Source organism: Variovorax sp. CCNWLW186, assembly GCF_037203865.1.
Taxonomy (GTDB): Bacteria; Pseudomonadota; Gammaproteobacteria; order Burkholderiales; family Burkholderiaceae_C; genus Variovorax.
This window is the reverse complement of the sequence record NZ_JBBCBO010000022.1, coordinates 16,009-42,415: the sequence shown is the minus strand read 5'-3', so window position 1 is coordinate 42,415 and position 26,407 is coordinate 16,009. Positions and strand designations below refer to the sequence as shown.

General features: G+C 65.4%; 26 protein-coding genes. 25 read left to right on the top strand and 1 reads right to left on the bottom strand.

Annotated features, from left to right (window positions below; all coding sequences use genetic code 11):
- The first annotated feature begins 51 nt into the window (after nt 1-51).
- The 15 genes from V9K97_RS21905 (at nt 52) to V9K97_RS21835 (ending at nt 16,616) form a co-directional block, all read left to right on the top strand.
- Nucleotides 52-2,922: an ATP-binding protein gene (locus V9K97_RS21905; protein WP_337320665.1), complete on the top strand. Its 2,871-nt coding sequence runs from the start codon at nt 52-54 to the stop codon at nt 2,920-2,922.
- Between the two features lie 165 nt (nt 2,923-3,087).
- A complete protein-coding gene (locus V9K97_RS21900) occupies nt 3,088-4,131 on the top strand; it encodes a LysR family transcriptional regulator (protein ID WP_337320663.1) in 1,044 nt (347 codons plus the stop codon).
- Between the two features lie 119 nt (nt 4,132-4,250).
- The gene (locus V9K97_RS21895) at nt 4,251-5,219 is read left to right on the top strand and encodes an alpha/beta fold hydrolase (protein WP_337320661.1); all 969 of its coding nucleotides are present in this window, start codon (nt 4,251-4,253) and stop codon (nt 5,217-5,219) included.
- A 36-nt stretch (nt 5,220-5,255) separates the two neighbouring features.
- The gene (locus V9K97_RS21890; RefSeq protein ID WP_337320659.1) at nt 5,256-6,119 is read left to right on the top strand and encodes a hypothetical protein; all 864 of its coding nucleotides are present in this window, start codon (nt 5,256-5,258) and stop codon (nt 6,117-6,119) included.
- A gap of 18 nt (nt 6,120-6,137) precedes the next feature.
- A complete protein-coding gene (locus V9K97_RS21885) occupies nt 6,138-6,839 on the top strand; it encodes a dienelactone hydrolase family protein (RefSeq protein WP_337320657.1) in 702 nt (233 codons plus the stop codon).
- A gap of 141 nt (nt 6,840-6,980) precedes the next feature.
- Complete coding sequence (locus tag V9K97_RS21880; RefSeq protein ID WP_337320655.1) at nt 6,981-7,601, top strand: glutathione S-transferase family protein; 621 nt, start codon at nt 6,981-6,983, stop codon at nt 7,599-7,601.
- A gap of 241 nt (nt 7,602-7,842) precedes the next feature.
- The gene (locus V9K97_RS21875; protein WP_337320653.1) at nt 7,843-8,877 is read left to right on the top strand and encodes a glutathione S-transferase family protein; all 1,035 of its coding nucleotides are present in this window, start codon (nt 7,843-7,845) and stop codon (nt 8,875-8,877) included.
- A complete protein-coding gene (locus V9K97_RS21870; RefSeq protein WP_337320651.1) occupies nt 8,874-10,244 on the top strand; it encodes an amidase in 1,371 nt (456 codons plus the stop codon). The genes V9K97_RS21875 and V9K97_RS21870 overlap by 4 nt, the downstream gene beginning before the upstream one ends.
- A 26-nt stretch (nt 10,245-10,270) precedes the next feature.
- On the top strand, nt 10,271-11,158 hold the full coding sequence (locus V9K97_RS21865; protein WP_337320649.1) for a tryptophan 2,3-dioxygenase: 888 nt from the start codon (nt 10,271-10,273) through the stop codon (nt 11,156-11,158).
- Nucleotides 11,159-11,326: 168 nt separating this feature from the next.
- A complete protein-coding gene (locus V9K97_RS21860; RefSeq protein WP_337320760.1) occupies nt 11,327-12,007 on the top strand; it encodes a nitroreductase in 681 nt (226 codons plus the stop codon).
- Nucleotides 12,008-12,041: 34 nt separating this feature from the next.
- Nucleotides 12,042-12,992, top strand: a complete 951-nt coding sequence (locus V9K97_RS21855; protein ID WP_337320647.1) for a ring-cleaving dioxygenase — start codon at nt 12,042-12,044, stop codon at nt 12,990-12,992.
- Between the two features lie 50 nt (nt 12,993-13,042).
- A complete protein-coding gene (wrbA, locus tag V9K97_RS21850; RefSeq protein WP_145747619.1) occupies nt 13,043-13,672 on the top strand; it encodes an NAD(P)H:quinone oxidoreductase in 630 nt (209 codons plus the stop codon).
- A 90-nt stretch (nt 13,673-13,762) separates the two neighbouring features.
- Nucleotides 13,763-14,686 (top strand): LysR substrate-binding domain-containing protein, encoded by a 924-nt coding sequence (locus tag V9K97_RS21845; protein ID WP_337320644.1) that lies wholly within the window; start codon nt 13,763-13,765, stop codon nt 14,684-14,686.
- Between the two features lie 123 nt (nt 14,687-14,809).
- Entirely contained in the window at nt 14,810-15,928 is a 1,119-nt protein-coding gene (locus tag V9K97_RS21840) for an iron-containing alcohol dehydrogenase (protein WP_337320642.1), read from the top strand.
- 232 nt (nt 15,929-16,160) lie between these two features.
- Nucleotides 16,161-16,616 carry an acyloxyacyl hydrolase gene (locus tag V9K97_RS21835; RefSeq protein ID WP_337320640.1) on the top strand — a complete coding sequence of 152 codons (456 nt, stop codon included), beginning with the start codon at nt 16,161-16,163 and terminating at the stop codon, nt 16,614-16,616.
- Here the strand turns inward: V9K97_RS21835 and V9K97_RS21830 are convergent.
- On the bottom strand, nt 16,613-17,491 hold the full coding sequence (locus V9K97_RS21830) for an AraC family transcriptional regulator (RefSeq protein WP_337320639.1): 879 nt from the start codon (nt 17,489-17,491) through the stop codon (nt 16,613-16,615). The genes V9K97_RS21835 and V9K97_RS21830 overlap by 4 nt on opposite strands.
- A gap of 14 nt (nt 17,492-17,505) precedes the next feature.
- Between V9K97_RS21830 and V9K97_RS21825 the strand changes: the two genes are divergently transcribed.
- The 10 genes from V9K97_RS21825 to V9K97_RS21780 all read left to right on the top strand — a co-directional run bounded on the left by V9K97_RS21825 (nt 17,506) and on the right by V9K97_RS21780 (nt 26,377).
- A complete protein-coding gene (locus V9K97_RS21825) occupies nt 17,506-18,708 on the top strand; it encodes an MFS transporter (RefSeq protein WP_337320637.1) in 1,203 nt (400 codons plus the stop codon).
- A gap of 319 nt (nt 18,709-19,027) precedes the next feature.
- A complete protein-coding gene (locus V9K97_RS21820) occupies nt 19,028-19,645 on the top strand; it encodes a glutathione S-transferase N-terminal domain-containing protein (RefSeq protein WP_337320635.1) in 618 nt (205 codons plus the stop codon).
- 14 nt (nt 19,646-19,659) lie between these two features.
- The gene (locus tag V9K97_RS21815) at nt 19,660-20,019 is read left to right on the top strand and encodes a hypothetical protein (protein ID WP_145747625.1); all 360 of its coding nucleotides are present in this window, start codon (nt 19,660-19,662) and stop codon (nt 20,017-20,019) included.
- Between the two features lie 42 nt (nt 20,020-20,061).
- Nucleotides 20,062-21,033, top strand: a complete 972-nt coding sequence (locus tag V9K97_RS21810) for a pirin family protein (RefSeq protein WP_337320632.1) — start codon at nt 20,062-20,064, stop codon at nt 21,031-21,033.
- Nucleotides 21,034-21,049: 16 nt separating this feature from the next.
- Nucleotides 21,050-21,436 carry an OsmC family protein gene (locus V9K97_RS21805; protein ID WP_337320630.1) on the top strand — a complete coding sequence of 129 codons (387 nt, stop codon included), beginning with the start codon at nt 21,050-21,052 and terminating at the stop codon, nt 21,434-21,436.
- A gap of 16 nt (nt 21,437-21,452) precedes the next feature.
- On the top strand, nt 21,453-22,646 hold the full coding sequence (locus V9K97_RS21800) for a bifunctional alpha/beta hydrolase/OsmC family protein (protein ID WP_337320628.1): 1,194 nt from the start codon (nt 21,453-21,455) through the stop codon (nt 22,644-22,646).
- A 138-nt stretch (nt 22,647-22,784) separates the two neighbouring features.
- Nucleotides 22,785-23,204: a cupin domain-containing protein gene (locus tag V9K97_RS21795; RefSeq protein WP_337320627.1), complete on the top strand. Its 420-nt coding sequence runs from the start codon at nt 22,785-22,787 to the stop codon at nt 23,202-23,204.
- Between the two features lie 222 nt (nt 23,205-23,426).
- Entirely contained in the window at nt 23,427-24,326 is a 900-nt protein-coding gene (locus V9K97_RS21790; protein ID WP_337320625.1) for a glutathione S-transferase family protein, read from the top strand.
- 12 nt (nt 24,327-24,338) lie between these two features.
- Nucleotides 24,339-26,021, top strand: a complete 1,683-nt coding sequence (locus V9K97_RS21785) for an electron transfer flavoprotein-ubiquinone oxidoreductase (protein WP_337320623.1) — start codon at nt 24,339-24,341, stop codon at nt 26,019-26,021.
- 98 nt (nt 26,022-26,119) lie between these two features.
- Nucleotides 26,120-26,377 carry a ubiquitin carboxyl-terminal hydrolase 14 gene (locus tag V9K97_RS21780; RefSeq protein ID WP_337320621.1) on the top strand — a complete coding sequence of 86 codons (258 nt, stop codon included), beginning with the start codon at nt 26,120-26,122 and terminating at the stop codon, nt 26,375-26,377.
- Nucleotides 26,378-26,407: the final 30 nt, after the last annotated feature.

Sequence of the window (26,407 nt, the reverse complement as noted above, 5' to 3'; positions counted from 1 at the left end):
ACCCGAATGGTTGCGGCCTTCATTTTTTACTGGACCCGTCGAGTGGGTGACATGTACGACATCACAGCTCGCCTGATTTCATCGGAAGCGCATGCCGGCGCCGCACAGGGACCAGGTGAGGTCCGCTGGCGATTCGGCGCGTTCATCCTTTGGGAGGCCCAGCGCCGCCTCGAAAGGCTCGGGCAAAGCGTGCGCCTGGGCTCCCGCTCGTTCGAGCTGCTGCTGCAACTGCTCAGGCGCGTGGGCGAAGTCGTGGGCAAGGACGAACTGCTCGCCACGGTCTGGGCCGGCGTGGTGGTCGAGGAGTCCAGTGTCCGGGTCCACATCTCCGCGCTACGGAAGGCCTTGGGCGACCCTCAAGACGGGGACAACTGCAAGGAATGGATCTCGAACATCCCGCTGCGCGGCTATCGGTTCAATGGAACGGTTTTCCGCGAGCAGGTCGGCATGCCGGCCGAAGACCGGCCCCTCGCGTCGGCCCTTCCCGCGGCCTCCTTCGCCAAGCTGCCGGAGCGCCTGACGCGGCTCGTTGGCCGCGACGCCGACATGGAGCGCGTGCTGGCGGCGCTCGCCACATGCCGGCTGGTCACCATCGTCGGCACCGGCGGCATCGGGAAGACCCGCGCCGCGATCCGCGCGGCCGAATGCCATGCGGAACGCACGGCCATGCAGCTGGCCTTTGTCGACCTCTCGCCTCTGGTCTCGCCGGCTCATGTGGCAAGCACGGTCGCGCGCTCGCTTGGCGCACCGGCGGACACCACCGACACGACGCAGGCCATCCTCCAGCGGCTGGCGGACCGCGATGTGCTCCTGCTGATCGACAACTGCGAGCACATGCTGGACGCGCTGGCACTGCTGGTCACCGATCTGCTCGCCGCCCTGCCCGGCTTGCGCATCCTGGCAACCAGCCGGGAGGCCATTCGAATCGAGGGAGAACACGTCGAGCGGTTGTCGCCGCTCGCGGTGCCCGGCGCGGATTGCGCCGACCTCGCCGAAGCAATGGCATCGCCCGCGGTCGAACTCCTGGTCGAGCGTGCAAAGGCCGTGGGTGCTCGCGCGTTCGACGACTCCGACGGCCCATTGCTCGCGGCCATCGCACGGCAGGTGGACGGCGTCCCACTGGCCATCGAACTGGTGGCCGCACGCCTGGGCGTGCAGCCAGTCGGCGATCTTGCATTCAGGCTGAATGATCACATGCGGCTTTACTCCGCAGGCAGCAGGGCTGCTGTGCCTCGGCACAGCACCCTCGCGGCGGCGCTGGACTGGAGCATCGCGCTGCTGGACGACGCGGAACTGCGGCTTTTTCGCCGGCTCTCCGTGTTCCGCGGGCGTTTCGATGTCGAGTCGGCGCTGAGCGTCACCCAGGCGGACATGGACCCCGAAGTAGCGTTCGATGCACTGATTTCGCTGGCCAACAAGTCGCTGGTGTCGTTCGACAACAGCGACGCCATCGCGCCCTACCGGCTGCTCGAAACGACGCGAAGCTACGCCGCCGCACGCTTGGCGCAAACCGATGAAGGCCCGGCGCTGCGGCGACGCCATGCGCATTTCATGCGCGAGCTGATGAGCACCGCGGCATCGGATTCAGGCGAACTCACCGTGCAGGCCTGGAACGCGCGCTACGCGCACCGGTTGGACGACGTGCGCAGCGCGCTTGACGCCTGCCTGGCGCAGCAGGACGACTGGGAGACCGGCGCCGCGCTCACCATCGCCTCGGCGCCTTTGTGGTTTCACGTCTCCCAGGTGGAGGAGTACCGCGATCGGGTCATCGCCGCGCTCGCCTGTCTCGCGCAACAGCCGGGCACGGACACAGAGACAGAGGCCTGGCTGCAGATCGCACTGGGCAACGCGCTATGGCACACCCGGGGACCGGTGCCCGAAATGGGCGCCGCCTACGATCGGGCGCTTGCTGTCGCCATTTCGGCCGGGTCGGTCGTGCTGGAGCTTCAGGCCCGCTGGGGCATTTGCGTGCTGCATGCGATTCGCGGCGAGTACGCTGCCGCGCTGCACCACTCGCAAGTGCTGTTCGAGTTCGCGCAATCGACGGCGGACGCCGCCGCTCTCAACCTGGCCTATCGGATGACCGCGCTGGCGAGCCACTTCTGCGGCAATTTTTCCGCCGCGAGTGCGGGCGCCGAAGCGGCGATCCTTGTCGGCGGCAGCGTGCGCCAGACGCCGGTCAACCTGTTCCAGGTCGATGCCGCCGTCGCATCGAACGCCTTGCTGGCCCGAACGCTCTGGCTCCAGGGCGATGCGGCGAAGGCCATGGCCACCGCCACCCGTGCGGTGGCTCTTGCCGAGGCAGGAGGCAATGCGCTGTCGCTGTGCTTCGCACTCTTCGGCACATGCCCCGTCGCCCTGTGGTCAGGCGAGCTCGAACTGGCACGCAAATGGGTTCGCATGCTGCTGGACGAGGCCCAGCGCCGAGGCCTGGTGTACTGGCACCAGTGGGCGCACTGCTATGCGCTGGGCCTGCAGGCGCGCACCGCGGAAGACCCGGGCCGACATATCCGCCAGGTCGCGCAGCAACTCGACGACTTCGACGCGCCACGCAAGGAGATGCTCGTGACCTTCTGCGCCGACTGGATCGACGACGAGACGATCGCGCGGGCCGGCGCCGGGCACGGGCAATGGAGCGCAGCGGAGACCTGGCGCGCTGCGGGCCGGCGTTGCGAGCAGCGCGGTCTCGACGATGAAGCCGAGGCGTTCTACCGGCGTGCCATCGACACCGCCAGGCAGCAAGGCGCGTTGGGGTGGGAGTTTCGTGCGGCGGCCAGCACCGCCAGGCTGTGGGCTCGCCTGGGCAAGGCGAAGGCCGCCATCGAACTGCTGGACGAAGTCTGCGGGCGCGCGGCACCTCGCGGCGAGCACCCCGGCTTTGCGCAAGCCCGCGCGCTGCGCAACGAGATCTCCCGGAACTGAAAGACTCCGCGCCGCATCAGGCGCGCCGCACAGTGCCGGATGGCCGGCCCATAACAAACCTTGACAGGGCTTAACTGGCCCCGGCAGTGCTTTGCGCGCAGAGTGGCCGCTTCGCTTTCATGGGGGATTCAGGACGCCTGATCCCTCGAACAGAGAAGCCGCCTCATGACAACCTCTGCCCTCCCTACGCCCCCCTCCACTCCTCTTGCGCCGCGCGCGGACCCGCTGGCCTCCAGCTTCGCCACCAGCTATGCGGGGGTGGTCGCCTTCATTGCCGTGGTCACGGAGGGCAGCTTCGCCCGGGCCGCCGACCGCTTGGGTATCGGCCGCTCCGCCGTGAGCCGCAGCGTCCAGAAGCTGGAAGACCAGTTGAACGTCCGGCTCTTCCTGCGCACCACCCGAAGCACCACGCTCACACGCGAAGGCGACCTCTTCTATGCCAACTGCCACACCGGGGTCGACCGGATCGTCCAGGCCGTGGAAGAAATGCGCGACCTGCGCCAGGGTCCGCCGCGCGGACATCTGCGCATCAGCGCGGCAGTCGGATTCGGCCGCCGGGTTGTCGCCCCCCTGCTCGGTGAATTTCGCGCCGCCTACCCGGACGTCACCATCGACCTGCTGCTGAACGACAAGCCGACCGACTTCACCTCGGACCGGGTGGACATCGCATTTCGTAATGGCCGCATGGAAGACGCCCAGATCATCGCCAAGCAGATCATCCCCATGCAGTTGCTGCTGTGCGCCTCCCCCGCCTACCAGGAAGCCCATGGGCTGCCCGCCACGGTGGAAGCGCTGGCCCAGCACGAGTGCATCAACTTCCGCTTTTCATCCGGTCGCATCTTCGAATGGGAGTTCAAGGTCGCAGGCCAGCCACGCAAGCTCGTGCCACAGGCCAAGCTCACCTACAACGACGCGGACCTGGTGCTGCAGGCCGTGCTCGACGGCCATGGCATCGCCCAGTTGCCGGGATACATGGCCTGCGAGTCGCTGAGAACGGGCGCGCTGGTCTCGTGCCTGACCCAGTACGCACCCGACGACAGTGGCCATTACATCTGCTACCTGAGCCGCCAGCACCTGCCTTCGCGCATGCGCGTGTTCATCGACTTCATGACGCTGAAGATCCGGGCCGCAGACCTGGACTGCCTCTCCAATCTCGGCTCGAAGCCGCAGGCCGGCACCGGTATTGGTGCCGACGCGACAACAGCGTGAGTCCCTGCGCGGGCCTACCCCCGCGCCCTGGCCAAACCTAGCATCTGAACCGTTCCACGGCCTCTTCCGCAGCACTCGCGCACCGTGGCCCGCCGTTTTAATTTCAACCGCAAGAAACCATGAACACCACACAGAATCCTTCGCGCCGACACCTGATCGCAACAGGCGCCGCCGTTGCCACCGGAACCCTCGCGTTCGGCATGCAAGACACTGCCGGCGCAGCAACCCGCAACCGTTCGACGGCATCGCGGAGCCCTTCCATGACGAGCAGCACCATCACCACCCCGGATGGCACGCAGATCTACTACAAGGACTGGGGCGACGGCCCCGTTGTCACCTTCTCCCACGGCTGGCCGCTCAACGCCGACGCATGGGACGGACAGATGCATTTCCTGGCCCGCAACGGCTTCCGCGTCATCGCACACGACCGGCGCGGGCATGGCCGCTCGACCCAGTCGTCGTCGGGCAACGACATGAACGGCTACGCCGACGACCTGGCGGTGCTATTCAACGCACTCGATCTGAAGAAGGTCACGATGGTCGGCCACTCCACCGGCGGCGGCGAGGTGGTGCGCTACATCACCCGTCACGGCAGCCAGCGCGTGGCCAAGGCCGTGCTCATCGGCGCGGTGCCGCCGATCATGGTGAAGTCTCCGGCGAATCCGGAAGGCCTGCCGATCGAAGTGTTCGACGGCCTCCGCGCCGGCTTGGCCGGCGACCGCTCGCAGTTCTACAAGGACTTCGCCATTCCGTTCTACGGCGCCAACCGCCAGGGGGCGAAAGTGTCGCAGGGCGTGCTCGACCAGTTCTGGCTCTGGGCCATGCAGAGCGGCCAGAAGAACGCCTATGAGTGCATCAAGGCCTTCTCCGAGACCGACTTCACCGAAGACCTGAAGAAGATCAACGTGCCCACACTCGTCATGCACGGCGAGGACGACCAGATCGTTCCCATCCAGCATTCGGGGAAAAAGGCCGCGCAGCTCGTCAAGGGCGCCAAGGCGATCTACTACCCCGGCGCGCCACACGGGCTCACCACCACGTCGCAAGACAAGATCAATGCGGACCTGCTCGCATTCCTGAAAAGCTGAACCGCAAACAGGACCGACCGACCCCGACCTTGCACCATGCTGAATCTATTGCTGCAAACCACGATCGAAGGAGACCCGGACGACTGGAACATTTCACGCTTCAGTCAGCTCGGTTCGTTTCTCTCTCAGTTACAGGACGACGAGGGTCGGCCTGCGTTCCGCGTAACGGCGCGCGACCGCGCGCCGCGCTCGAACCCCGACCCCGTGCTGTCCACGCTGGACGAATCGGACTTCGACCAGCTCTGGCTCTTTGCCGTCGACACAGGCGATGGCCTGACGCCGGAGGATTGCGCGAGCATCAGCCGGTTCCGGCATCGCGGCGGCGGCCTCATGGTCACGCGCGACCACATGGACCTGGGCAGTTCGATCTGCAACCTGAGCGGGATCGGCGCCGCGCATCACTTCCATAGCCGCAACTGCGAGCCCGATGCGGGCCGCCAAAGTGTCGACAACCCTTTCTCGGGTCACATCTCGTGGCCCAATTACCACTCGGGCGCCAACGGCGACTACCAGCGCATCCGCTCGGTCGGCAGCATCCACCCGGTGATGCGCGACAGGCGCTCGGCCACCGGGGTGATCCAGTACCTGCCTGCGCATCCGCATGAAGGCACGGTCAGCGTACCCCCGGGGGATTCGAGTTGCCGGGTCGTGATGGAAGGACAGAGCTCCATCTCCGGCAGGCGCTACAACATCGCCGTCGCGTTCGAGCGCTCCGAACAGGGCGGCAGGGCCATCGCCCAATCGACCTTTCATCACTTTGCGGACTACAACTGGGACCCGTCGGCGGGCTGTCCTTCCTTCGTGACGGAGCCCGCAGGGGACGGAATCGTCCGGTTCTCGGAGGCGCTTCGCTCGACCAAACAGTACGTTCGCAACATTGCCTTCTGGCTCAACGCCTGAGCAGGCTCGCAGGGAAAAATGCACGACCCACTTCAAATCACGACCTCCGGTGGGAGCTTTCCCGCGTACGTCGCACGTCCGCAGAAGCTCCCCGCGCCGGCCATCGTCGTCGTCCACGAAGTCTTCGGCGTCAATGCCGACATGCGCCAGTCGTGCGATGAACTCGCTGCGCAGGGCTACCTGGCTGTCTGCCCCGACCTGTTCTGGCGGATCGCACCGGGCCTCGAACTCTCCGACCGGACGGAGGCTGAACGCGCGCGCGCCTTGACGCTTTACAACGCCTTCGACATCGATACCGGTCTGAACGACATCGCCGCTGCCGTCGAGGCCGCCCGCGGCATGGCGGGTGCCACGGGCAGGGTCGGTGTCGTCGGCTACTGCCTCGGTGGCCTGCTGGCCTTCCTCACCGCCGCGCGTGCCGGCGCCGACGCGGTGGTGGCCTACTACCCGGGCGACGCGGACAAGTACGCCGAGGAGGCGAGCCGCATCGCAAGCCCGCTCATCGTTCATCTCGCGGAAAAAGACGAATACATCCCGGTCGATGCCCAGCGGAAAATTTCGTCCGCCCTGGCGGACCATCCCCAAGTGCAAGCCTACAGCTACCCCGGTTGCGGCCACGCCTTTGCACGCCATGGCGGCATGAGCTACGACGCCGAAGCAGCCGCGCTGGCCAACGGCAGGACCGCCAGCTTCCTGGCACGACATCTGCAAGGCAGTTGAGGCTCCCGCGCGCCGTCGACAGCAACTGCTTTCTACGGGGAAAATCGGCGGACGGCCCGAAGGCGGCATCGCCGCAGCGGCAAGTCTGCAGGGTCGGAGCCGACATTCCGGTCCTGCGGGCCTCACTTGATGGAGTCAACCATGCTGCGTCTCTATGACAGTCGTCTATCGGGCAACTCATGGAAGATCCGCATCCTCCTGAGCCAGTTGGGGTTGGCTTACGAACGCATCACGCTGGACCTGCAGAAAGGCGAGACCCGCGAACCTTCATTTCTCCAGATCAGCCGGTTCGCTCGCGTGCCGGTTCTCGTGCTGGACGGTCGTCCGATTGTCGAGTCGGGCGCAATCCTGCTGCATCTGGCCGAGGGCACGCCCTATTTGCCCGACGACCTGTACCTCCGGGCCGAGGTCATGGGTTGGCTTTTCTTTGAGCAGGCCGACCTCCAGAAAGCCATCGCCATCCCGCGCGTGCTCCACTTGCGCGGCCTTGCCCATGCGAAGAAGCAAGACATCGAACGGCTGCATGCCGAGGGATACCCAGGCCTCGAAAAGCTGGACCATTGGCTGCTCTCGCACACATGGCTCGTTGGCGAGAGCTACACCATCGCAGACCTCGCACTCTCGGCCTATGTTGCGTTGGCCGGGCAAGGCGGCTACGACATGGCGCGCTTCGCCGGCATCCGCGATTGGCTGGTGCGCGTGCAGGAGCAGCGCGGCTGGGTGCGCCTGATTCCCGAAGACGGCCCTGCGGCCGACGCCTGAGACGCGCCTGCATCGAGCTTCGAGTGTGACGGCCGTGGCAACCGCCATGGCTGCGGCGCCCGCGATCGCCACGCCATCGATCGTTCGAAATTCCGGGACCGTGCGTCCGAGCTCCGACGCCTTCTCAACCCCCAGTGGGCTCCCTACGATTTGCCTGCGTTCATCCTGAACCGGATCGGACGCAAACCCGCTCATTGATTGTTGGTTGATGTGCCTGCCGTGCAGGCTGATGAGGAATGTGATGACGAGTCGTGCTTCCCTGATCGAGATGACCGCCGCCGCGCGCGCCGCCATTGCGGACCCCACCCGCATCGCCATCGTGGGCGGACGGGCGGAACCCAGGTTCGACCTCTTTCATGCGGCGAGTTCGCTGTGCTCGCAGAAGGTGCGCACGGTGCTGCATGAGAAAGCGTTTTCATATCGCTCCAACGACATGCTGATCCTGAGCACCATGGCAAGCGACGGGTTGGTTCCGGCCGAACATTACAGCCCCGCCTACATCCGCTTGCGCCTGGTCGCCGCGCGAGAGTTGAACCCGGAATTCATCAGCGGTTACAGCGGACGGACCTCGGTCGAGACGGAGGGCTTCGACCCCTGCGTCGTGCCACTGCTCGTCGACCACGAGGCCGGCCGTGTGATTGCCGATTCGAAGCGCATCTGCATCTACCTCGATGGCTTGTCGCGCGAGCCGACCCAACTCATTCCCGAGGCGCCCGATGCACGCGCCGAGGTAATGCGCCAGGTCGACATCGTCGACCGGGTTCCCAATGGCGCCCTGCTCTACGGCTTTCATCCGGATGCGGATCTGCGGCCCGAAGCGCTTAAGGCATCGATGCAGACCGTCTATGACTACAAGGTCATGGTGCTTCGGCGTCTGGTGTCCGACAACGCCGGTGAGCCCGAGCTGGTAGCGGCCTACCGCGCCAAGATCGTGAAGGAAAGCGGCGGCAAGAAGGTGTGCCGCGATCCGGAGTTTCAGCGTGCTGCGCGCCGGAAGACAGGGCAACTGCTGAACGATCTGGAGCGCGACCTGGCCGCGGGCTCTTTCGCCTACACCAATGGACACGCCTTCTCGCTCGCGGACGTGTTCTGGGGCGTGAACCTCGTGCGCCTGAACTATCTCGGGTTGGCATCGATGTGGGACGCGCTGCCTCGCGTCACCCGCTATTTCGACCTGCTGGCGAGGCGGCCCTCCTTGTGCAAGGAAGCCATCCAGGCGTCGCTCGATTCGCTGCCGCATTCCCGCTACATGGACGCCATGGCGAACTGCGCTTGAACGCCGTTAGCCACCCGCCCAGCGCGGTTCCTCGCGCACCCGGTCTTCGCCTCGCGCTCGAAGCCCTTGCCGGGGGACGCGTCACGGTCTCCGGCCTGATCGGGCAGGCGCTCGACGCGGCCGAAGCCAGCAAGCGCGAGTTGCACGCGTTCGCCGCCATCGACCGCGACGGTGCGCTCAGCGCCGCGGCGGAAAGCGAACGACGCTATGCGCAAGGCCGGCAACGCGCGCTGGAGGGGATGGCCATCGGCGTCAAGGACCTGATCGACACCCAGGGCATCGAGACCAGCTACGGCTCGGCAGCCTATCTGGGGCACCTTCCGACCGTCGACGCCGACGTCGTGAGCGCGTTGATCGCGCAAGGCGCCATTCCTATCGGAAAGACGACCACGCATGAATTTGCATGGGGCGTGACCACGGCCAGTGCCACCTTCGGCGACGCGTTGAACCCGCTGGACCGCACGCGCATTCCCGGCGGCTCCAGCGGCGGAGCCGCCGCGGCCATCGCCTGCAGAGCCTTGGCGGCGGGCCTCGGCACCGACACCGGCGGATCGGTACGGATACCGGCGGCGCTGTGCGGAGTTGTTGGCTTCAAGCCGAGCTTCGGTGCATTGCCCACGCGCGGCATCTTTCCATTGGCGCCGACGCTGGACCATCCCGGCTTCCTTGGCGCAACGGTCGACGACGTCGCGATGCTCGCGGGCGCCTTCCGCATCGACATGCCGGATCGCACCGCGCCAGCATCCGTGCGCTTCGGAGTGGTGCGCGACATTGCGCCTGTACCGCTGGATGCCGAAGTCGCAGTCGCGTTCGACGCCGCCGTCGCAACACTCGCAAAGTCCTTTGCCAGCACGACGCTCGATGAGCCTGGACTGTTCGTTGGTGTCTTCGAGGCCTTTGCGTACATCGTCCTCACCGAAGGCGGCGTCGAGCACTTCCGGCGCAACGACGCCGATCGCATCGCAGCCTACTACGGCCGGGAGACCATCGACAGGCTGGAACGCGCCAGGACCATGACGCTGGGCGACTACGCACGCGCACAGCAGACGCGGCGCGACTTCACCGCCCGGCTGCATGACGCGATGTCTGCGGTCGACTATCTCGTGTTGCCGACCTGCCCCTGTACCGCACCTCATGTGGGCCAGTCATCGATCGACATCGGCCATTGGTCGGGCACCGTGCGCGAGGCGCTGATGACCTACACGGCGCCATTCAACGTCGCGGGATTCCCCGCCATCTCGATTCCCCTCGTCGTACGCGACGGCCGGTTGCCCGCCGGGCTGCAGATCGTGGCGAAGCCGGGCTTCGACGGCGCCCTTCTGCAGATCGCACGGCAGATTGAATGCCTATTGCACGACGGCGCATAGACATATCCCACTACCAGGAGCACACCATGAGCGACACCCCAACCCTTGGCACCATCGAACGTCCTCCAACTGGCCAGACGCCCTACAGCGCGTGGATGCAGACCGACACGTTGCACTCGCTGCAGCGCACCGTCAGCGACCATCCCGGAGAGCAGGCCTGGATCGTTCACGTGCAGGTGTCGGAGCTCTACTGGATGCTCATCATCAAGGAGATCCAGTCGGCCCAGGCATTCCTGCGTGCGGACAACCTGCCGCAGGCCTGGCGCACGCTGCTGCGAGTCGTTGCGCACCACGCGCCGCTGGACGCCATCTGGCGTTCGATCGACTGGATGACGCCGAACGACCTGCTCGCGATACTTTCGCGCGCCGTCGCCACGCACGGCAAGGACACAGCGCTGCAGGGGTGGACCTATCGGCACATGGTCTACCTGCTCGGCATCAAGCAGGCAGAGCACCTGCAGCACTTCGAGCCTCAGCCCCATCGCCGGGAACAGCTCGGCAAGGCGCTCGCCGAACCCAGCCTCTATGACGACGTGCTTGCGTTTCTCCGGCGCCAGGGAATGAACGTGCCGGCGGAGGTGCTCGCGCGCGATCTGAGCGCTCCCTACAACCCCAGCAAGGAAGTCGAGCAGGTCTGGCGCCAGATCTACGCCGACCCCGACGCAAACGTCGAACTCCAGCAGCTCGGCGAGACCCTGGCCGACATTGCCCAGGGCTTCTGCAACTGGAAATTCCGGCACCTGATGGCTACGCGGCGGACCTTCGGCGCGCGGCCTGCCTACTTCGGTACCGAGGGCGTCGCATGGCTCGCACCAACGATGGAAGAGATTCCGTTTCCCGAGCTTTGGTCGTCGCGCACCTTCATCGGAAACCCGCCGCCCGTGTGCCCGCACATGAGCAGGCAAGGGACATGAAGACCCCGATCGTTCGCGATTCCCGGACCGAGCGTGCAAGAAGCAAGGTCTTCTCAGGCGTCCGGGGCGCACCTACGATTTCCCTCGACCTCGCGGCATCCAGTTCACAACAAACCCAAACTTTCGGAGACGACCATGTCAGCCAACCTACTGATGGAGATTCTGGAAATGAATGCAACACCGGCCATCGACGACCTCATCCGCGAGCGGCGCAGCAAGCGCGGCTTTCTGGAGCGGCCTGTTCCGCTCGACACGGTGAAAGACATCCTGTCGACCGCGAGCCATGCCCCCAGCTCCAGCAACACACAGCCGTGGCGCTGCTATGTCGTGACCGGCGAAGCGCGCGACCGCGTGACCAAGGCAGCAGTTGCGGAGTTTCGTGCCAACCATGCGACGCTGGCGCCGGAATACCCCTTCTTTCCCCAGCCGCTGCATGACCCGTACGCGAGCCGCTTCAACACCTTTCGCGGCCAGCTCGGCGATGCACAAGGCGTGCACCGCAGCGATAAGACCGGGCGCCTGCGCGACGTGGAGCGCCAGTTCCTGTTCTTCGATGCGCCGGTCGGGATCATCTTCACGATGGACCGCCGTCTCGAATGGGCCAGCTTTCTCTGCTATGGATGCTTTCTTCAGAACATCATGCTGGCCGCCAAGGGCCGGGGCCTGGACACCTGCCCCCAGCAGATCTGGTCGCTGCAACACCATGTGCTGCGCGCGGAGCTGGGCATTCCACAAGACGAGATGGTGATTGCCGGCATGTCGATGGGCTGGGCCAACAACGGCTTGCCGGAGAACTGCATGACCCTGCAGAAAACGCCGGTCGAGCAATTCGCCTCGTTCACCCACTAGCCACTACCAACTGCATTCACACAAGGGCACTCACATGTCGATCATCAAGGGCTTTCATCACCTGACCGCGTGCGTCAGCGGCGCACAGGAAGACGTGGACTTCTACGTCAAGCTGCTCGGACAGAGCTTGGTCAAGAAAACGGTACTGCTGGACGGCGAGGAGCCGGTCTATCACCTCTACTACGGCAACGCACAGGGCGACGCCGGTACGCTGGTCACCTCGTTTCCCTTCAAGCAGAAGGGCGTCAAGGGACGCCGCGGCTCCGGCCAGATCAAGGTCATCAACTACTCGGTGCCGGCGGGTTCGCTGGATTTCTGGCGCGAACGCTTCAGTGCCCGCGGCGTGATTTTCGACGATGCCGTCGTCGAACGCTTCGAAGAGCAGCGCCAGCGCTTCCAGCACCCCTGCGGCATCGAGTTCGACTTGGTGGCCTCCGGGAAGGACACGCGCCCGCCCTGTACTGCGGACGACATTCCGGCGCAGTTCGCGATTCGCGGCGTTCACAGCATCACGCTGTCTTTGCGCGAGGTCGATGAATCGATCATCTTCATGAAAGAAGCGCTGGACTTCCACTACGCCGGCCAATCCGGCCCCCACCACCGCTTTGAAACCGCCGACGGCAAGCCTGGAACCATCGTCGAATTCGTGCACGAGCCGGATCGCCTGCAGGGCTCGTCAATCTACGGCGAAGGCACGATCCACCACGTCGCCTTTGCGGTGGACAACGTCGATCAGCAAATGCAGATCAAGGAAAAGTTGATGTCGATGGGGCATATCGACACCTCTGAATCGGTCAATCGCAACTACTTCCGTTCGATGTATTTCAAGATGCCGGGCGGCGTCATGTTCGAGGCTGCGACCACCGACATCGGCTTTGCCATCGACGAAGAACCCGGCCATTTCGGCGCCGAGTTCCAGCTGCCGCCGTGGCTGCGCGAGCGCAAGGACGAACTCCTTGCGCGACTGGAGCCTATTGCCGTCTGAGAGCGCGCAGGGCATCCACTTTTTTCTTTGCTTTCCAACACAGGTAATCCATGTCCAAACCCAAGGTCCTCATCGCTTTTTATTCCCGCAACAGCTCGACCGAGCTTCTAGCCAAGGCTGTCGCACAGGGCGCAATGGCGGAAGGCGCGGAAGTCCGGCTCCGCCGCGCGCGGGAATTCGTTGCACCGGAGGTTATGCGCCAGGTGCCCGATTGGTCCGAGCGGGCCAGCGAAATGAACGCCAAGTACGAGGCCCCCACCGAGGCGGACGCCGACTGGGCAGACGCGATCGTCTTCGGCACGCCGACGCGCTTCGGTTCCGTTTCCGCCGAACTCAAGGCCTACATCGATTCGCTCGGCGGCCTCTGGTTCCAGGGCAAGCTGAACGGCAAGGCCGGCTCGGTTTTCGGCTCGACCTCTTCCAGGCATGGCGGCAACGAGGCGACGCTGCTGTCGCTCTACGGCCCAATGGCGCACCTGGGCTTGATCATCGTGCCGCTCGGCTATGCCGATCCGGCAATGTTCGCGGCAGGTACGCCCTATGGCGCAACCCATGTCTCCAACCGTGACTCGGTGATGCCCGGTGCCGAAGACCTCGCCGTCGCGACCTACCAGGGCCGCCGCGTCGCCTCGGTGGCTCGGTCGCTGCGCGCAGCGCAGCCCGTGGCCGAAGCGGCCTGAGGCAGGGATAGCGGGCGGGGAGTTGCAGCGCTATCCTCGGTGGCGGCCGCCGCTGCTGCGCGGCCTCCCTGCTCTCTCACCAGGATTGCGATGCTGGACCTGAAGGATGTCTTCTATTTCGTGCAAGTCGTCGACCGCGGAGGTTTCACCGCCGCCGGGTCCGCGCTTCGCCTTCCCAAGTCGACACTGAGCCACCGCGTCCAGGAGCTCGAGGGTTACCTCGGGGTACGGCTCCTCAACCGAACGTCGCGCCAGTTCGGCATGACCGACATCGGCAAGGAGTTCTACCAATACGCGGTCGCGATGCTGCACAGCTCCAACGTTGCCGAAGAAGCAGTGCGCCAGCGCCTGGCCGAACCCAGCGGCGTGATCCGGCTGACCACGGCGGTCGAGATCGCGCAGTTCGCTCTTCGCGAGATTCTTCCCGTCTTCATGAACCGGTATCCGAAGGTGCGCGTCGTGGAGATTGCGACCGATCGGTATGTGGACATCGTGGGCGAAGGCTTCGATCTTGCGATACGCGGGCACACGGCGTCGCTGCAGAACTCCACGCTGGTGCAGCGCGCCCTTGCCAACGTTCCCTGGTACCTGTTCGCCAGCCCCGGCTACCTCGCGCAAAGGGGGGTGCCTGAAAGCCCCGCGGACCTTGCGCAGCACGCCACGGTCGCGATGGTGCGCAACGGGCCGCAGCAGTGGCAGCTGAAGGGGCCGGACGACGAAGAACTCGTCATGCCCATCGACCCGTGCTTTCAGAGCAACAACATGGTCGCGCTCAAGGAGGCGGCATGCGCCAGCCTGGGCATCGTTGCGCTCCCGGGCTATATCTGCAGGTCGGAGCTGAGGGACGGAACCTTGCGGCAACTCCTGCCCGACTGGTCGGCGGCGGATGCCCGAATCTCGGCGCTGATCCCGTTCCGCACCGGACTGCTTCCCGCGGTGCGTTCACTGGTCGACTTCCTCGCCGTGGAAATGCCGGTGGTCACGGCTTTCGACCACCCCCGCAGCTTCGAGTGAACCGACCGGGCGGCAAAGCCCTGTCGTCCACGAATACGAACGCTGCGTCCGGCAAAGAGCGGCTTGTGAGCTCCGGGTGAAGGACCTATCTTTTCGGCCTTGACTTTCACGAGGCCGATCGAGATGAATCATTTGAATTGCTTGCCGCAAGACGGCATTTTTTGGGGCCAGCACATCTTGCAAGCCGCAGTGGCACGGCTCGGCGAGCACGGCATCCATCGGCCGATGGTGTTCACCGTCGAACCGCTGACAAAGCTCTACGAAGATTGCGTGCGGCCCAACCTGAAGCAGGCCGTGGGCAGCTTCATGGCGCTGCCGCCGCATGTGCCGGACGTGGCAGTGCAGGCCGGACTCGATGCCTGTCTTCAGGCCCGGGCCCAGTCGATCGTGGCGCTGGGGGGCGGTTCAGTGCTCGACGCGGCCAAGGCCGTGTCCCATCTGCATCATGAAAAGACGGGCCGCTACCTTCCCATCGCGGCATTGCCTACGACGCTTTCGGGTTCCGAGTTCTCCCACTATTTCGGCATCACCGAGACGGATGGTTCCGAAAAATTCAAGCGCAGCTACGCGGTGCGCGAGACGGTGCCCAAGGTGGTCGTGATCGACCCGGTACTGGTGTTCGACACGCCGCGTGCGCTGCTCCTGTCATCGGCCATCAAGGGCATGGACCACGCGGTGGAGGGCATGCGCAAGGTGACGAAGGAACACCCGCACGCGATCATGGCGGCAAGCGGACTGGAGCGGTTCCTGACAGTCCTGCAGAAGTGGCCGCAGGCCATGCCGACGCGCGAAGCGATGGACAAGGGACTGGTGACACCCGACGATCTGCTGCAACTGCAGCTGGCGGCCTGGCAGTGCTACTTCTCGCCTGCATCGGTCATCTATGGCCTGAGCCACCGCATCGGCCATATCCTGGGCGGCACCTTCGGCTTGCCGCACAGCGCGACCTCCTGCATCACCCTCGCGCCCGTCATTCGCGCCTGCGCGGATTTCTATGGCGACAAGCTCGAGATCTTCAGCGCCCCTTCCGCGCACGCCGATGCCGCCGCCCAACTGGCCGGCCGGATCGAAGCCGTGGTTACCTCACTCGGCCTGCCGAATCGCATCGGTGCCTTCGACCTCGACAAGGCAAAGCTGCCGGAAGTGGCCAAGCTGCTAAAGAAGAACTACCCCAACGAAGTGGCCGACCTGGGCAACAACGCAAGCATCAAGCTCGACGCCTTGCTAGACAGCGTCTGGTGACCCACACGCCCGGCAAGACCAAAGGGAGGACGCCAGCTCTCTCTTTTGGGGCATGCAATCGCGCCCCCGTCTTCCTACGCTTGTGGCGATGTCAAACGCCCTTTCTTCCCCGAACTTTTCCGCGCCTTGGCGCCGCAGCCTCAAAGCCGCCACATGGCTCTGCCTCGGACTCTGCCTCTCTCATGCAGGCGATACCGCTGCGCAGGCATTTGCCCCTCCTGATTCCGCGTTCGTGCAAGCCGGCTCTTCCCATGGCACACGAACGCTGACCGTCGGACTCAGCTGGGACCTGCCTTATCGATGGCAGCTGGGACCGGGCGAGCTGAGCAGCTACCTGGAGGCTTCTTACGCGTACTGGCAGATCCAGTCGGCCGACCGTGCCGGGCTTTCGCACCTCTCGCAGCTCGCGTTGGTTCCGGTGCTGCGCTACCGCCCTGCAGATGGCGCCTCGCCTTGGTTCTTCGAAACGGGCCTGGGGGTGACCGCCACTTCGTCGGTCTACAAGACCCGGCAGAAGAGCTTTTCGACGAGCTTCAACTTCAGCACCCATCTGGCCGTGGGTCGAAGCTTCGGCGAGCAGCGCCGGCACGAGATCGCGCTGCGTCTCGAACATTTCTCGAACGCAGGCATCAAGCATCCGAACCCCGGAGAGAACTTCGTCCAGATCCGATACGCCCGCCGGTTCTAGCGCCGCTGCGCAAGGTAGCGTGCCGGTGGCTGGCCCACGGCCTTCCTGAACATCGCGATGAAGGCGCTCACCGAGTCGTAGCCCAGCTCATCGGCCACCCGTTGCACCGAGAGGCCCGAGTTCAGCCTTTGCAGCGCCACGATCAGGCGCAGGCGCTGGCTCCAGCGTCCGAAGGACATGCCCGTTTCGAGTTGCACGAGGCGGGTCAGGGTCCGCTCGCTCATGGCCAGGCGCGACGCCCATTGCGCTGCCGTAGTCCGGTCTGCCGGATCGCGCATCAGAGCATTGATCAGCCGGCGCAGACGCGGCTCCTCCGACACCGGCAAGTGCATGGCCTCGGTTGGCATGCGCACCAGTTGGTCGAGCAGCACGGCGTGCAGCCGTTGCGCCTGCTGGTCGCGCTGCGCGCCCTCTGACAAAGCGGCCACGTGAAGAATGAGTTCGCGCAGCAAGGGGCTGATGCTCAACGAGCAGCAGGTCTGCGGCATGACGGTGGCGGCGTCATCCACAAAAAGAAAACAGGCATTTCCGTCCGCCGAAACGCGCAGGCTGTGCGGCACGCCCCCGGGAATCCAGAAACCACCGTGCAACGGCACCATCCACAGCGCACCGGGCACTTCACAGGTCACGGTGCCGCGCAGCAGCATCGCCAGCTGACCTTGCGGATGCTGGTGCGTCGGCAATTCCTCGGCTAGCACCTGGGTGCGGATCCGCACGGCGGCCACGCGGGCATCCATCTTTTCGAAGTCGAAAGTCCAAGGGGCTTGGCGGCGTGTTCCTCCCGGTTCATCTTGACCGGATTTGCTCATATTCAGCCCGTCCGCAGGCATTCGAATCCGCGCTTCGTCACTAGATTCTTCCGTGGCATCCCGCATCACTTCGGACCTCCATGCATTCTTCACAACCGGCAGATTCTTCGCCCCGCGCCGCGGTTCTCATCGCTGGCATCCTGCTCATCGCGGCCAGCCTCAGGGCACCCATCACCGCGCTGGGGCCCTTGCTTGAACCCGTGCGCGAGAGCTTCGCGCTCAACGCCTCGCAGGCCGGCCTGCTGACGACACTGCCACTTCTCGCGTTCGCCTTGGTGTCTCCGCTTGCTGCACCCATTGCACACCGATTCGGCCTGGAGCGCGTGCTCTTTGCATCGCTGGTCCTGCTCGTCGCGGGCATCGCCGTGCGCTCGGGCGGCACAGCTTCGGCGCTCTATGCGGGAACCTGCGTGATCGGCGGCGCGATTGCCATTGCCAATGTCTTGTTGCCGAGCTTGCTGAAAAGGGACTTTCCTCATCATGTGGCGAAGCTCACGGTCGCGTATGCACTCGCGATGATCTCTGCCGCGGGCCTCGCTTCGGCCGTGGCGGTGCCGCTGGACCACGCGCTTGGCGCCGGATGGCCGGCCTCGCTGGGCGCCGTCGCCGTGCTGCCGCTCGCTGCTGCATTGCTGTGGCTGCCGCAACTGCGCTTTCGAACCGTCTCGGCACCGGGCCTTGCCGCGGGTGCGGACAGAGCCTCGGTGGGGGCCTCGGTGTGGAAGGCCTCACTGGCCTGGCAGGTGGCCGGGTACCTGGGCCTCACCTGCTTCATCTACTTTGCGGCGATTGCATGGCTGCCTTCGATTCTCCAGGAGGCCGGCTTCTCGAGTGCACGCGCCGGCACACTGCATGGGTGGATGCAGCTCGCAGGGGCCGTGCCCGCGCTGCTGCTGATGCCGCTCCTGCATCGCATGACCGATCAGCGCTGGATTGCCTTCGCTTCGCCGGCGCTGAGTGCCTGTGGCCTGGTAGGCCTGCTGGCCCTGCCCATGTGGACGCCGCTGTGGCTCTTTGCCTTGGGCATGGGAATGGGGTCGGCGTTGATCCTGAGCCTGGCCTTCGTCGGGCTGCGCGCGGGCAGCCAACAGATCGCCGCGTCGCTTTCCGGCATGTCGCAATGCATCGGCTACCTGCTGGCAGCTGTCGGTCCCACGCTGGTGGGCTACCTGCACGAGGCCGCAGGCAACTGGACAATGCCGCTGGCGGCCTGCCTGGTCCTGTGCCTGGCGATGTGTGCGCTTGGGCTGTCGGTGGGCCGCGCCGTGCACATTGGCAAATGAATGGTGCAGATGTCCGAGCGGCTCGAGGCATGCGTGCTTCGTGTATCAGGTTCGCGAGGATGGTAGGCGCGCCCAGCGGGCGGCGGTAGGTGCCACGGCGTGACCACGGTGTTTCCCTGTCCGCACCAATGCACCAATGCGTCGATGCACCGGCACCGCGATTGGTGCGCCGGTGACAACACGGTGCACCCCGACACATGCCTTCCGCCGCCGCGCACGCCTGCCTAGCATTGATTCGTTCGCAAAGCCTCTCCTGCACAACGCGATGCCGACCGTCCGCCAAAAAGCGAACGGGTCGCCTCAACCCAACGGATACCCCATGAAGCTCTATCACATGCCCGGCGCATGCTCCCTCGCCGACCTGATCGTCCTCCAGTGGATCGGCGCAGACCACGAACCGGTGCGCATGAGCCTGGAAAGCATCAAGTCGCCCGACTACCTTGCCATCAATGCGGGCGGCACGGTGCCGCTGCTGGCTCACGGCGACCTGTCGCTCACCGAGAACGTCGCCATCCTCGGCTACCTAGCCGACCTGTACCCCGAAGCGCGCCTGCTGGGCGACGGGTCGCCGCGCGCCCGCGCCGAGGTCATGCGCTGGCTCGGCTTTCTCAACTCGGATGTGCACAAGGCGTTCAAGCCGATCTTCGTGCCGCAGCGCTTCCTGAAAGACGCGGCGATGGCGCCGGTCCTTGCGGACAACGCGCGCGGCCATGTGCGCGATTACCTCGCGCGGCTGGACGACCAGCTCGACGGCCGGGACTGGCTGACCGGCGAACGCTCCATCGCGGACCCGTACCTCTTCGTGCTCTCGCGCTGGTCGGCAGCCAGGAAGGTCGACATGCAAGGCCTGGACAACCTCGCGCGATTCGTACGGATGATGGACGGCGACCCCGGAGTGCAAGCCGCCCTGCGTGCCGAGAGCGGCATGCCGCAGTAACCCCCGGGCATGCCATGAGACTGTCCTTAACCTCTGCTCTCGAAGCCCTCGAACCCATCTGCGCCACGTCGACTGCACTGGCCCGCTGGTACGCCGAACAGCCCGCGGTTCGGCGGCTGTGGGCGATCCAGGCGACGGACGGGCCCGCGCTGCGGGTCATCGTGATGCTTGAACCCTCGCTAGACGGCGATGAGATCAGTCCCGCCTGGATGGCGCACGGCAGCCGATGGGCGCGCGATCTGCGCGAACGGCTGTCCGGTACCGTGCAACTGGAACGCATCGATGGGCCCCTGCCCGAAGAGTTCGAGATCGACGGCGAAGGCACCGTGCTCTCCGCGCTGTGCTGGCGCGACTCGACCGCGCCCCAAGCGTGAGCGCACCAGCGATCGTCTTCCCCCAACTCCCTTGACCATCACATGAGCAAAGTCCTCGTTCGGGCGCACGGCGCACTGAGTCCCGCCACGACCACTCGCCAGAGCGGGGTCGCTGGTGTCGAGACCGTCATCCTGCCGCCGACGCGCGACCTCGGAGACGGCTTCAAGGTTCGAAGGGCGTTGCCGTCTGCGCACCGGCGGATGGTCGGGCCGTTCATCTTCTTCGACCACATAGGGCCCGCGACCTTCACGGCCGGCCAGGCTTTCGACGTGAGGCCGCATCCGCACATCGGCCTGGCCACGGTCACCTACCTGATCGCTGGCGAGATCATGCATCGCGATGGCTTGGGCAACGTGCAGGCGATCCGTCCCGGCGAGGTCAACTGGATGACCGCCGGTTCGGGCATCGTGCACTCCGAGCGAACGCCCGAGGCCGAGCGCCGGCCCGGGGCGTCGCTGTTCGGCATTCAGGCCTGGGTGGCGCTGCCGAAGACGCATGAAGAGGCCGAACCGGGCTTCTTCCATCACGCCGCGGCGGCCATTCCCAAGACCGATTCGGACGGCGCTGCATTGACGCTGATCGCGGGGCGAAGCGATGGACTGGTGTCACCAGTGCGCACGTACTCGGACATGGTCTACGCAGACATCGTGCTCGAAGACGCCGCGCGCTACCAGGTGAAGGCGGAGCACGTCGAACGTGCGGTCTACGTGGTGTCTGGGGCGCTCGAGGTGCTTGGCCAGGCCGGCCGCTTCGAAGCCGGCGAACTCGTGGTGTTCAAGCCCGGCGCCGAACTCGTGCTGCGCGGGGCCGGGGCGACCCGCCTAATGCTGATCGGTGGCGAACCGCTTGCCGAGCCACGGCATATCTATTGGAACTTCGTCTCATCGTCCGCCGAGCGTATCGCGCAGGCCAAGGACGACTGGCGCGCGCAGCGATTTGCGGGCGTTCCCGGCGACAGCGAGTTCATTCCCCTGCCTGCGGACACGCCAGCCGCACGCCCCGCTTCCGCATAAAGAAAGAGTCCAGGCCATGGCCCAAGGCACCGCCCGCATCGGACGAGACCACTATCACACGCACATTGACCTCGCCAGCGGGCACGCGCTCGTCTCGGACGAGCCCTCCGTCCTCGGCGGCGAAGGCGCAGGGGCCACGCCCTACGAGTTGGTGATTGCCGGCCTGGGGGCGTGCACCGCCATCACGCTCCGCATGTATGCGGACCTCAAAAGCTGGCCCCTCGAATCGGTGCAGGTCGACCTTCATCTTGCGCGGGAAGACAACGCCATGGTGATCGAAAGATCGTTGCGCATCTTCGGCCTGGACGACGCGCAGAAGGCGTGCCTGGCCGACGTCGCCGAGCGAACCCCGGTGACCCTGACGCTGAAGTCGGGCATCCCGATTCGTACGCATCTGCTCTAGACACAGGAACACGCCCGTGCCCACTCGCTCCTTCGAGTTTCTCAACCAGAACGGACTCCGCCTGTCAGGCAGCCTCGAAATGCCAGAGGGCATCCAGCGGGGCTGGGCGCTCTTCGCGCACTGCTTCACCTGTGGCAAGAACAACCTCGCCGCCGTGCGCATCGCGCGGGAGCTGGCCAGTGTGGGCATCGGGGTGCTTCGATTCGACTTCACAGGGCTGGGCGACAGCGAGGGCAGCTTCGCCGACGCGAGTTTCTCGCTGAACGTGCAGGATCTGGTGTCTGCCGCCGAGGCCATGGAGGCTGCCGGAATGCCGCCCCGCTTGCTCGTCGGCCACAGCCTCGGTGGCGCTGCGATGCTGGCTGCTGCGGGCCGGATTGCCAGCGCGCATGCGATCGCGACCATTGCCGCGCCCTTCGACGTGGCACAGGTGCTGCATCTGCTGGATCCCGCTGGTCTTGCGCGGCTCGACACAGAGGGACAGGCGATGGTCCAGGTGGTCGGACGGCCGATGTCGGTCGGCAAGGCCTTCGTGGACGACTTGCGCAAACACGATTCGGGGGCGCGCATCGCAGCTCTGCGCCGGCCACTGCTGCTGCTTCATGCGCCGCAAGACCGCACAGTCGACATCGAGAACGCCACCCGCATCTTCCTGGCAGCGAGGCATCCCAAGAGCTTTGTCTCGCTCGATGACGCGGACCACCTGCTGTCGAAGCGCGAAGACGCCGAACGCGTCGCGCGCCTCATCGCGACCTGGGCAGCCCGCTACCTGCCCGAGCCTCCCGGCGGCCACCCGGTCGCAGCTGATGCAGAAGCGGAAGAAACGGGCCTCGGAAAGTTCCAGCTCGCGCTGCGCTCGGGTGGCTCGCGCTGGCTCGCGGACGAACCCGCGACGGCGGGAGGACTCGGCTCGGGCCCCACGCCCTACAACCTTTTGTCGTCCGCGCTCGCCGCCTGCACCACCATGACGCTGCGCCACTACGCCGACAGCAAGGGCTGGCCGGTCGCACGCATCCGCACCGCGGTGAACCACCAAAAGGACAAGGCGGCTTCCCCGCCCGATGTCTTCAGTCGACGAGTATCGATAGACGGAGCCATTACGCAGGTGCAACGCGAGCAACTGCTGGAGATCGCGCAGCGATGCCCCGTTCACCGCACCCTCGAAGGAGGCGCGCGTTTCGATCCTGTGGAAGAAGACCCACCGGCATGAGCCCGCAGGGGGGGGGCCGCGTGCGCAGGCGTTTCGCGATTGGTGCCTTGCAGACAACACCGTGATCCGTCTCACAGGCCTACCCCACCGCGCCGCCCCCTCCTACGATTCATCCATCACATCAACGAAGGCAAGACCATGATCAAGACTGCACGAAATACCGGGCTGGCGCTGTTGTTCGCCGCAAGCGCAGCGATGACGCAACACGCCGCCGCGCACGGCACCCCCAAAGACGCGAAGGTGACGCCGCTCTTGACCCAGGAGATGAAGGACATCCCCGGCAAGGAAGTGCTGATGATCACGGTGGACTATCCGCCGGGCGCCGCCGACCCCGTGCATCGCCACGACGCCCACAGCTACGTCTACGTGCTCGAAGGCTCGATCGTGATGGGCGTGAAAGGCGGCAAGGAAGTGACTCTCAAGGCCGGCGACACCTTCTATGAAGGCCCCGATGACATTCACACCGTCGGCCGCAACGCGAGCAAGACCAAGCCCGCGAAGTTCGTGGTCATGCTCGTGAAGAACAAGGGTGCCGAGTTCTTCATTCCAGTGAAATAACCCACGGTTGCATTCCACCCGCCACAACGAAGATGACGGGTGTCAGATCGCCGAGGCGGCTGTAATGAGGCGTGCACTTTCCACCCGTTCGTGCACGGGACAGACTCACGTCGGCGCGGTGTCCCCGCGTAAATCCGACCAGCAACACGGCGACGCGGCGGGTGGAAGGCATCTCTTGCCTCCTGCAACAGGAAGGCGGCACAAGCACACAGGACTCCTGCGATGAAACTCTTCTACATGCCCGGTGCCAGCGCACTGGCCGACCACATCGTGCTCGAGTGGTCCCGTCAGCCGTATGAGGCTGTCCGCATGGACCGCCTCAGCATCAAGGCGCCGGAGTACCTGGCGCTCAACCCGACCGGCGTGGTGCCGCTGCTGGTGCACGGCGACTTCACGCTGACCGAGAACGTCGCCATCCTCGGTTACCTCGCCGATCTGCATCCGCATCTGCAATTGGTGGGTGACGGCTCGCCGCGCTCGCGGGCCGAGGTGATGCGCTGGCTCGGCTTCCTGAACTCCGATGTGCACAAGGCGTTCAGGCCAATCTTCTTTCCCGAACGCTACCTGCCGGACGACGGGCTGGCGGCGCAACTTGCGGCCATTGCGCGCGGCCACGTGCGCGAGTACCTCGGGCGGCTGAATGCCCAGCTCGAAGGGCGCGAATGGCTCACGGGGCAGCGTTCCATCGCCGATGCCTACCTCTTTGTGATGCTGCGCTGGGCCATCGGAACGAAGGTCGGCCTGCACGGCTTCGACCACCTGACGGCCTTCGTTCGCCGCATGCATGCCGACGAAGGCGTGCATGCGGCTCTCGTGATGGAGGAAGACCTGGCGCCGCGTACCGAGCCCGCGCACAGCGTCTCCGATCAGTTGATGCGCCTGAACGAACGAATCCGCGACAACCTGGCCACCACGTTGCACGCCGAAGTGGTCGGGACGGTGGAATACAGCGAAGGCGACGGCGCCGAGCTCGAAGTGCGCCGCGGTCTCGTGGAGATAGAAGTCTCCCGTATGGACACGGTATTCAGCTGGAAAGACGAGAACTATCGCGCACAGGCGGCCATTCCGTTCCAGAACTTCTCGCGCTATGTCAGCAACGGCGCGATCCGGATCGATCTTTAGGCGCCGTCGCCCATGAGCGTTGCCCCCGCCCAAGCCACGCCGCCCTTCCCCGTGCCGCGCGAGTCGATGGACTACGACGTCGTCATCGTTGGCGCGGGCCCCGCTGGACTGGCGGCGGCCATCCGGATCAAGCAGATCGATGCGAACCTCTCGGTCGCGGTGCTCGAAAAAGGCAGCGAGTCCGGCGCCCACACGCTCTCAGGTGCAGTCATGGACCCTCGCGCCATCGACGAACTGCTGCCTGACTGGCGCACGCTGGGGGCACCCTTGAGCCAACCCGTCACGCGGGATGAATTCCTGTTTCTCGGCAAGCAGCGCGCGATGCGAACCCCCGGCTTTCTAGTACCGCAGTGCTTTCGCAACAAAGGCAACTACGTCGTGCGCCTCGGCCTGCTGGTCAAGTGGCTGGGCGCGCATGCGGAGAGTCTTGGCGTCGAGATCTTCGCGGGCTTTGCCGCGACCGAGATCCTCTACGACCCGCAAGGACGCGTCTCGGGCGTGGCCACCGGCAACGTGGGTGTGGGCCGCAACGGCAAGCCGACGGCCGCGTTCCAGCCCGGTGTCGAGCTTCGCGGCAAATACACGGTTTTTGCCGAGGGCGCGCGCGGGCAGCTCGGGCGGCAACTGATCGCGAGGTTCGGGCTCGACGCCGGGCGAGATGCGGCCAGCTATGCCATCGGCCTCAAGGAGCTGTGGAGCGTCGACCCCTCGCGGGCGGAACCGGGCTTGGTCGTGCACACCGCGGGCTGGCCCATGGACCGCGAGACGTTCGGCGGCGGCTTTCTCTATCACCTCGATGGCGACCAGGTGGCGCTGGGCTTTGTCGTCGGGCTCGACTACCGCAATCCCTGGCTGAGTCCGTTCGAAGAGTTCCAGCGCTGGAAAACGCATCCCGCGATTCGCAGGCATCTCGATGGCGGCAAGCGCATTGGCTACGGTGCACGGGCCATCAACAACGGCTTGCCGCAGAGCTTGCCGCGCACTGTGTTCCCAGGCGGGGCCCTGGTCGGGTGCGAGGCGGGCTACCTGAACACCGCGCGCATCAAGGGCAGCCATGCGGCCATCAAGACCGGCATGCTGGCCGCCGAAGCCGCCTGCGCGGCGCTGCATGCAGGGCGTTCGGGCGACGAGCTCACGGACTATCCGCGCGCCTTCGAGGCCAGCTGGCTGCACACGGAGCTACACCAATCCCGCAATTTCAAGTTGTGGTTCAAGAAGGGCTCGCTTGCCGGCACGCTCATGACTGGCGTCGAGCAATGGCTGATGCCCAAGCTGGGCATCGCCGCGCCGCCCTGGACACTGCACAACACGCGCCCTGACCATGCGAGCCTGCAGCCCGCGGACCGCTGCGAGCCCATCGCCTATCCGAAGCCGGACGGCGTTTGCAGCTTCGACCGTCTGAGCTCGGTCTACCTGAGCAACACGCACCACGCGGAAGACCAGCCGGTGCACCTGACGCTGCACGATGCGGCGGTGCCGGTCGACGTCAACCTGCGGGTCTACGCGGGCCCTGAAAGCCGCTACTGCCCCGCCGGCGTGTACGAGTTCCTCCGCAACGACAAGGGCGAAGACAAGCTGCAGATCAATGGGCAAAACTGCATCCATTGCAAGACCTGCGACATCAAGGACCCGACCCAGAACATTGTGTGGATCGCCCCCGAAGGCGGCGACGGTCCCACCTATGAAGCCATGTAGATCGACCTGTTCGCCGCTGGCGGACGCCAAGGAACCCATGCCATGAAAATTCCCATGCCCTCGCTTTCACTGTCACTGTCCCACGCACAGGTGCGCGTATGACGGCCGGCTGCACGCACCTGGACCAGGTCCGCCCGGTCACGCCGAACACCAATGGTTGCGAGGAATGCCTGCGGTCCGGCGGCCGCTGGGTTCACCTGCGCCTGTGCCTCACCTGCGGCCACGTCGGATGTTGCGACTCGTCGCAGGGAAAGCACGCGACCGGCCACTTCCACGAGACCGGCCATCCGGTCGTGCAGTCTGCGGAGCCCGGCGAATCCTGGCGGTGGTGCTATGTCGACAAGACGCTCGTTTGAGACCCGGATGCGACGCAGCGGCGTGCACCA

Bases quoted from the DNA above. Each gene is read 5' to 3' on its own strand.
- V9K97_RS21790 (WP_337320625.1), top strand. From the start codon at position 23,427: ATGAAACTCTTCTACATGCCCGGTGCCAGCGCACTGGCCGACCACATC.
- V9K97_RS21885 (WP_337320657.1), top strand. From the start codon at position 6,138: ATGCACGACCCACTTCAAATCACGACCTCCGGTGGGAGCTTTCCCGCG.
- V9K97_RS21840 (WP_337320642.1), top strand. From the start codon at position 14,810: ATGAATCATTTGAATTGCTTGCCGCAAGACGGCATTTTTTGGGGCCAG.
- V9K97_RS21890 (WP_337320659.1), top strand. From the start codon at position 5,256: ATGCTGAATCTATTGCTGCAAACCACGATCGAAGGAGACCCGGACGAC.
- V9K97_RS21780 (WP_337320621.1), top strand. From the start codon at position 26,120: ATGACGGCCGGCTGCACGCACCTGGACCAGGTCCGCCCGGTCACGCCG.
- V9K97_RS21880 (WP_337320655.1), top strand. From the start codon at position 6,981: ATGCTGCGTCTCTATGACAGTCGTCTATCGGGCAACTCATGGAAGATC.
- V9K97_RS21855 (WP_337320647.1), top strand. From the start codon at position 12,042: ATGTCGATCATCAAGGGCTTTCATCACCTGACCGCGTGCGTCAGCGGC.
- V9K97_RS21785 (WP_337320623.1), top strand. From the start codon at position 24,339: ATGAGCGTTGCCCCCGCCCAAGCCACGCCGCCCTTCCCCGTGCCGCGC.
- V9K97_RS21820 (WP_337320635.1), top strand. From the start codon at position 19,028: ATGAAGCTCTATCACATGCCCGGCGCATGCTCCCTCGCCGACCTGATC.
- V9K97_RS21900 (WP_337320663.1), top strand. From the start codon at position 3,088: ATGACAACCTCTGCCCTCCCTACGCCCCCCTCCACTCCTCTTGCGCCG.
- V9K97_RS21810 (WP_337320632.1), top strand. From the start codon at position 20,062: ATGAGCAAAGTCCTCGTTCGGGCGCACGGCGCACTGAGTCCCGCCACG.
- V9K97_RS21815 (WP_145747625.1), top strand. From the start codon at position 19,660: ATGAGACTGTCCTTAACCTCTGCTCTCGAAGCCCTCGAACCCATCTGC.
- V9K97_RS21865 (WP_337320649.1), top strand. From the start codon at position 10,271: ATGAGCGACACCCCAACCCTTGGCACCATCGAACGTCCTCCAACTGGC.
- V9K97_RS21795 (WP_337320627.1), top strand. From the start codon at position 22,785: ATGATCAAGACTGCACGAAATACCGGGCTGGCGCTGTTGTTCGCCGCA.
- V9K97_RS21845 (WP_337320644.1), top strand. From the start codon at position 13,763: ATGCTGGACCTGAAGGATGTCTTCTATTTCGTGCAAGTCGTCGACCGC.
- V9K97_RS21805 (WP_337320630.1), top strand. From the start codon at position 21,050: ATGGCCCAAGGCACCGCCCGCATCGGACGAGACCACTATCACACGCAC.
- V9K97_RS21895 (WP_337320661.1), top strand. From the start codon at position 4,251: ATGAACACCACACAGAATCCTTCGCGCCGACACCTGATCGCAACAGGC.
- V9K97_RS21830 (WP_337320639.1), bottom strand. From the start codon at position 17,491: ATGCGGGATGCCACGGAAGAATCTAGTGACGAAGCGCGGATTCGAATG.
- V9K97_RS21905 (WP_337320665.1), top strand. From the start codon at position 52: ATGTACGACATCACAGCTCGCCTGATTTCATCGGAAGCGCATGCCGGC.
- V9K97_RS21860 (WP_337320760.1), top strand. From the start codon at position 11,327: ATGAATGCAACACCGGCCATCGACGACCTCATCCGCGAGCGGCGCAGC.
- V9K97_RS21875 (WP_337320653.1), top strand. From the start codon at position 7,843: ATGACGAGTCGTGCTTCCCTGATCGAGATGACCGCCGCCGCGCGCGCC.
- V9K97_RS21825 (WP_337320637.1), top strand. From the start codon at position 17,506: ATGCATTCTTCACAACCGGCAGATTCTTCGCCCCGCGCCGCGGTTCTC.
- wrbA (WP_145747619.1), top strand. From the start codon at position 13,043: ATGTCCAAACCCAAGGTCCTCATCGCTTTTTATTCCCGCAACAGCTCG.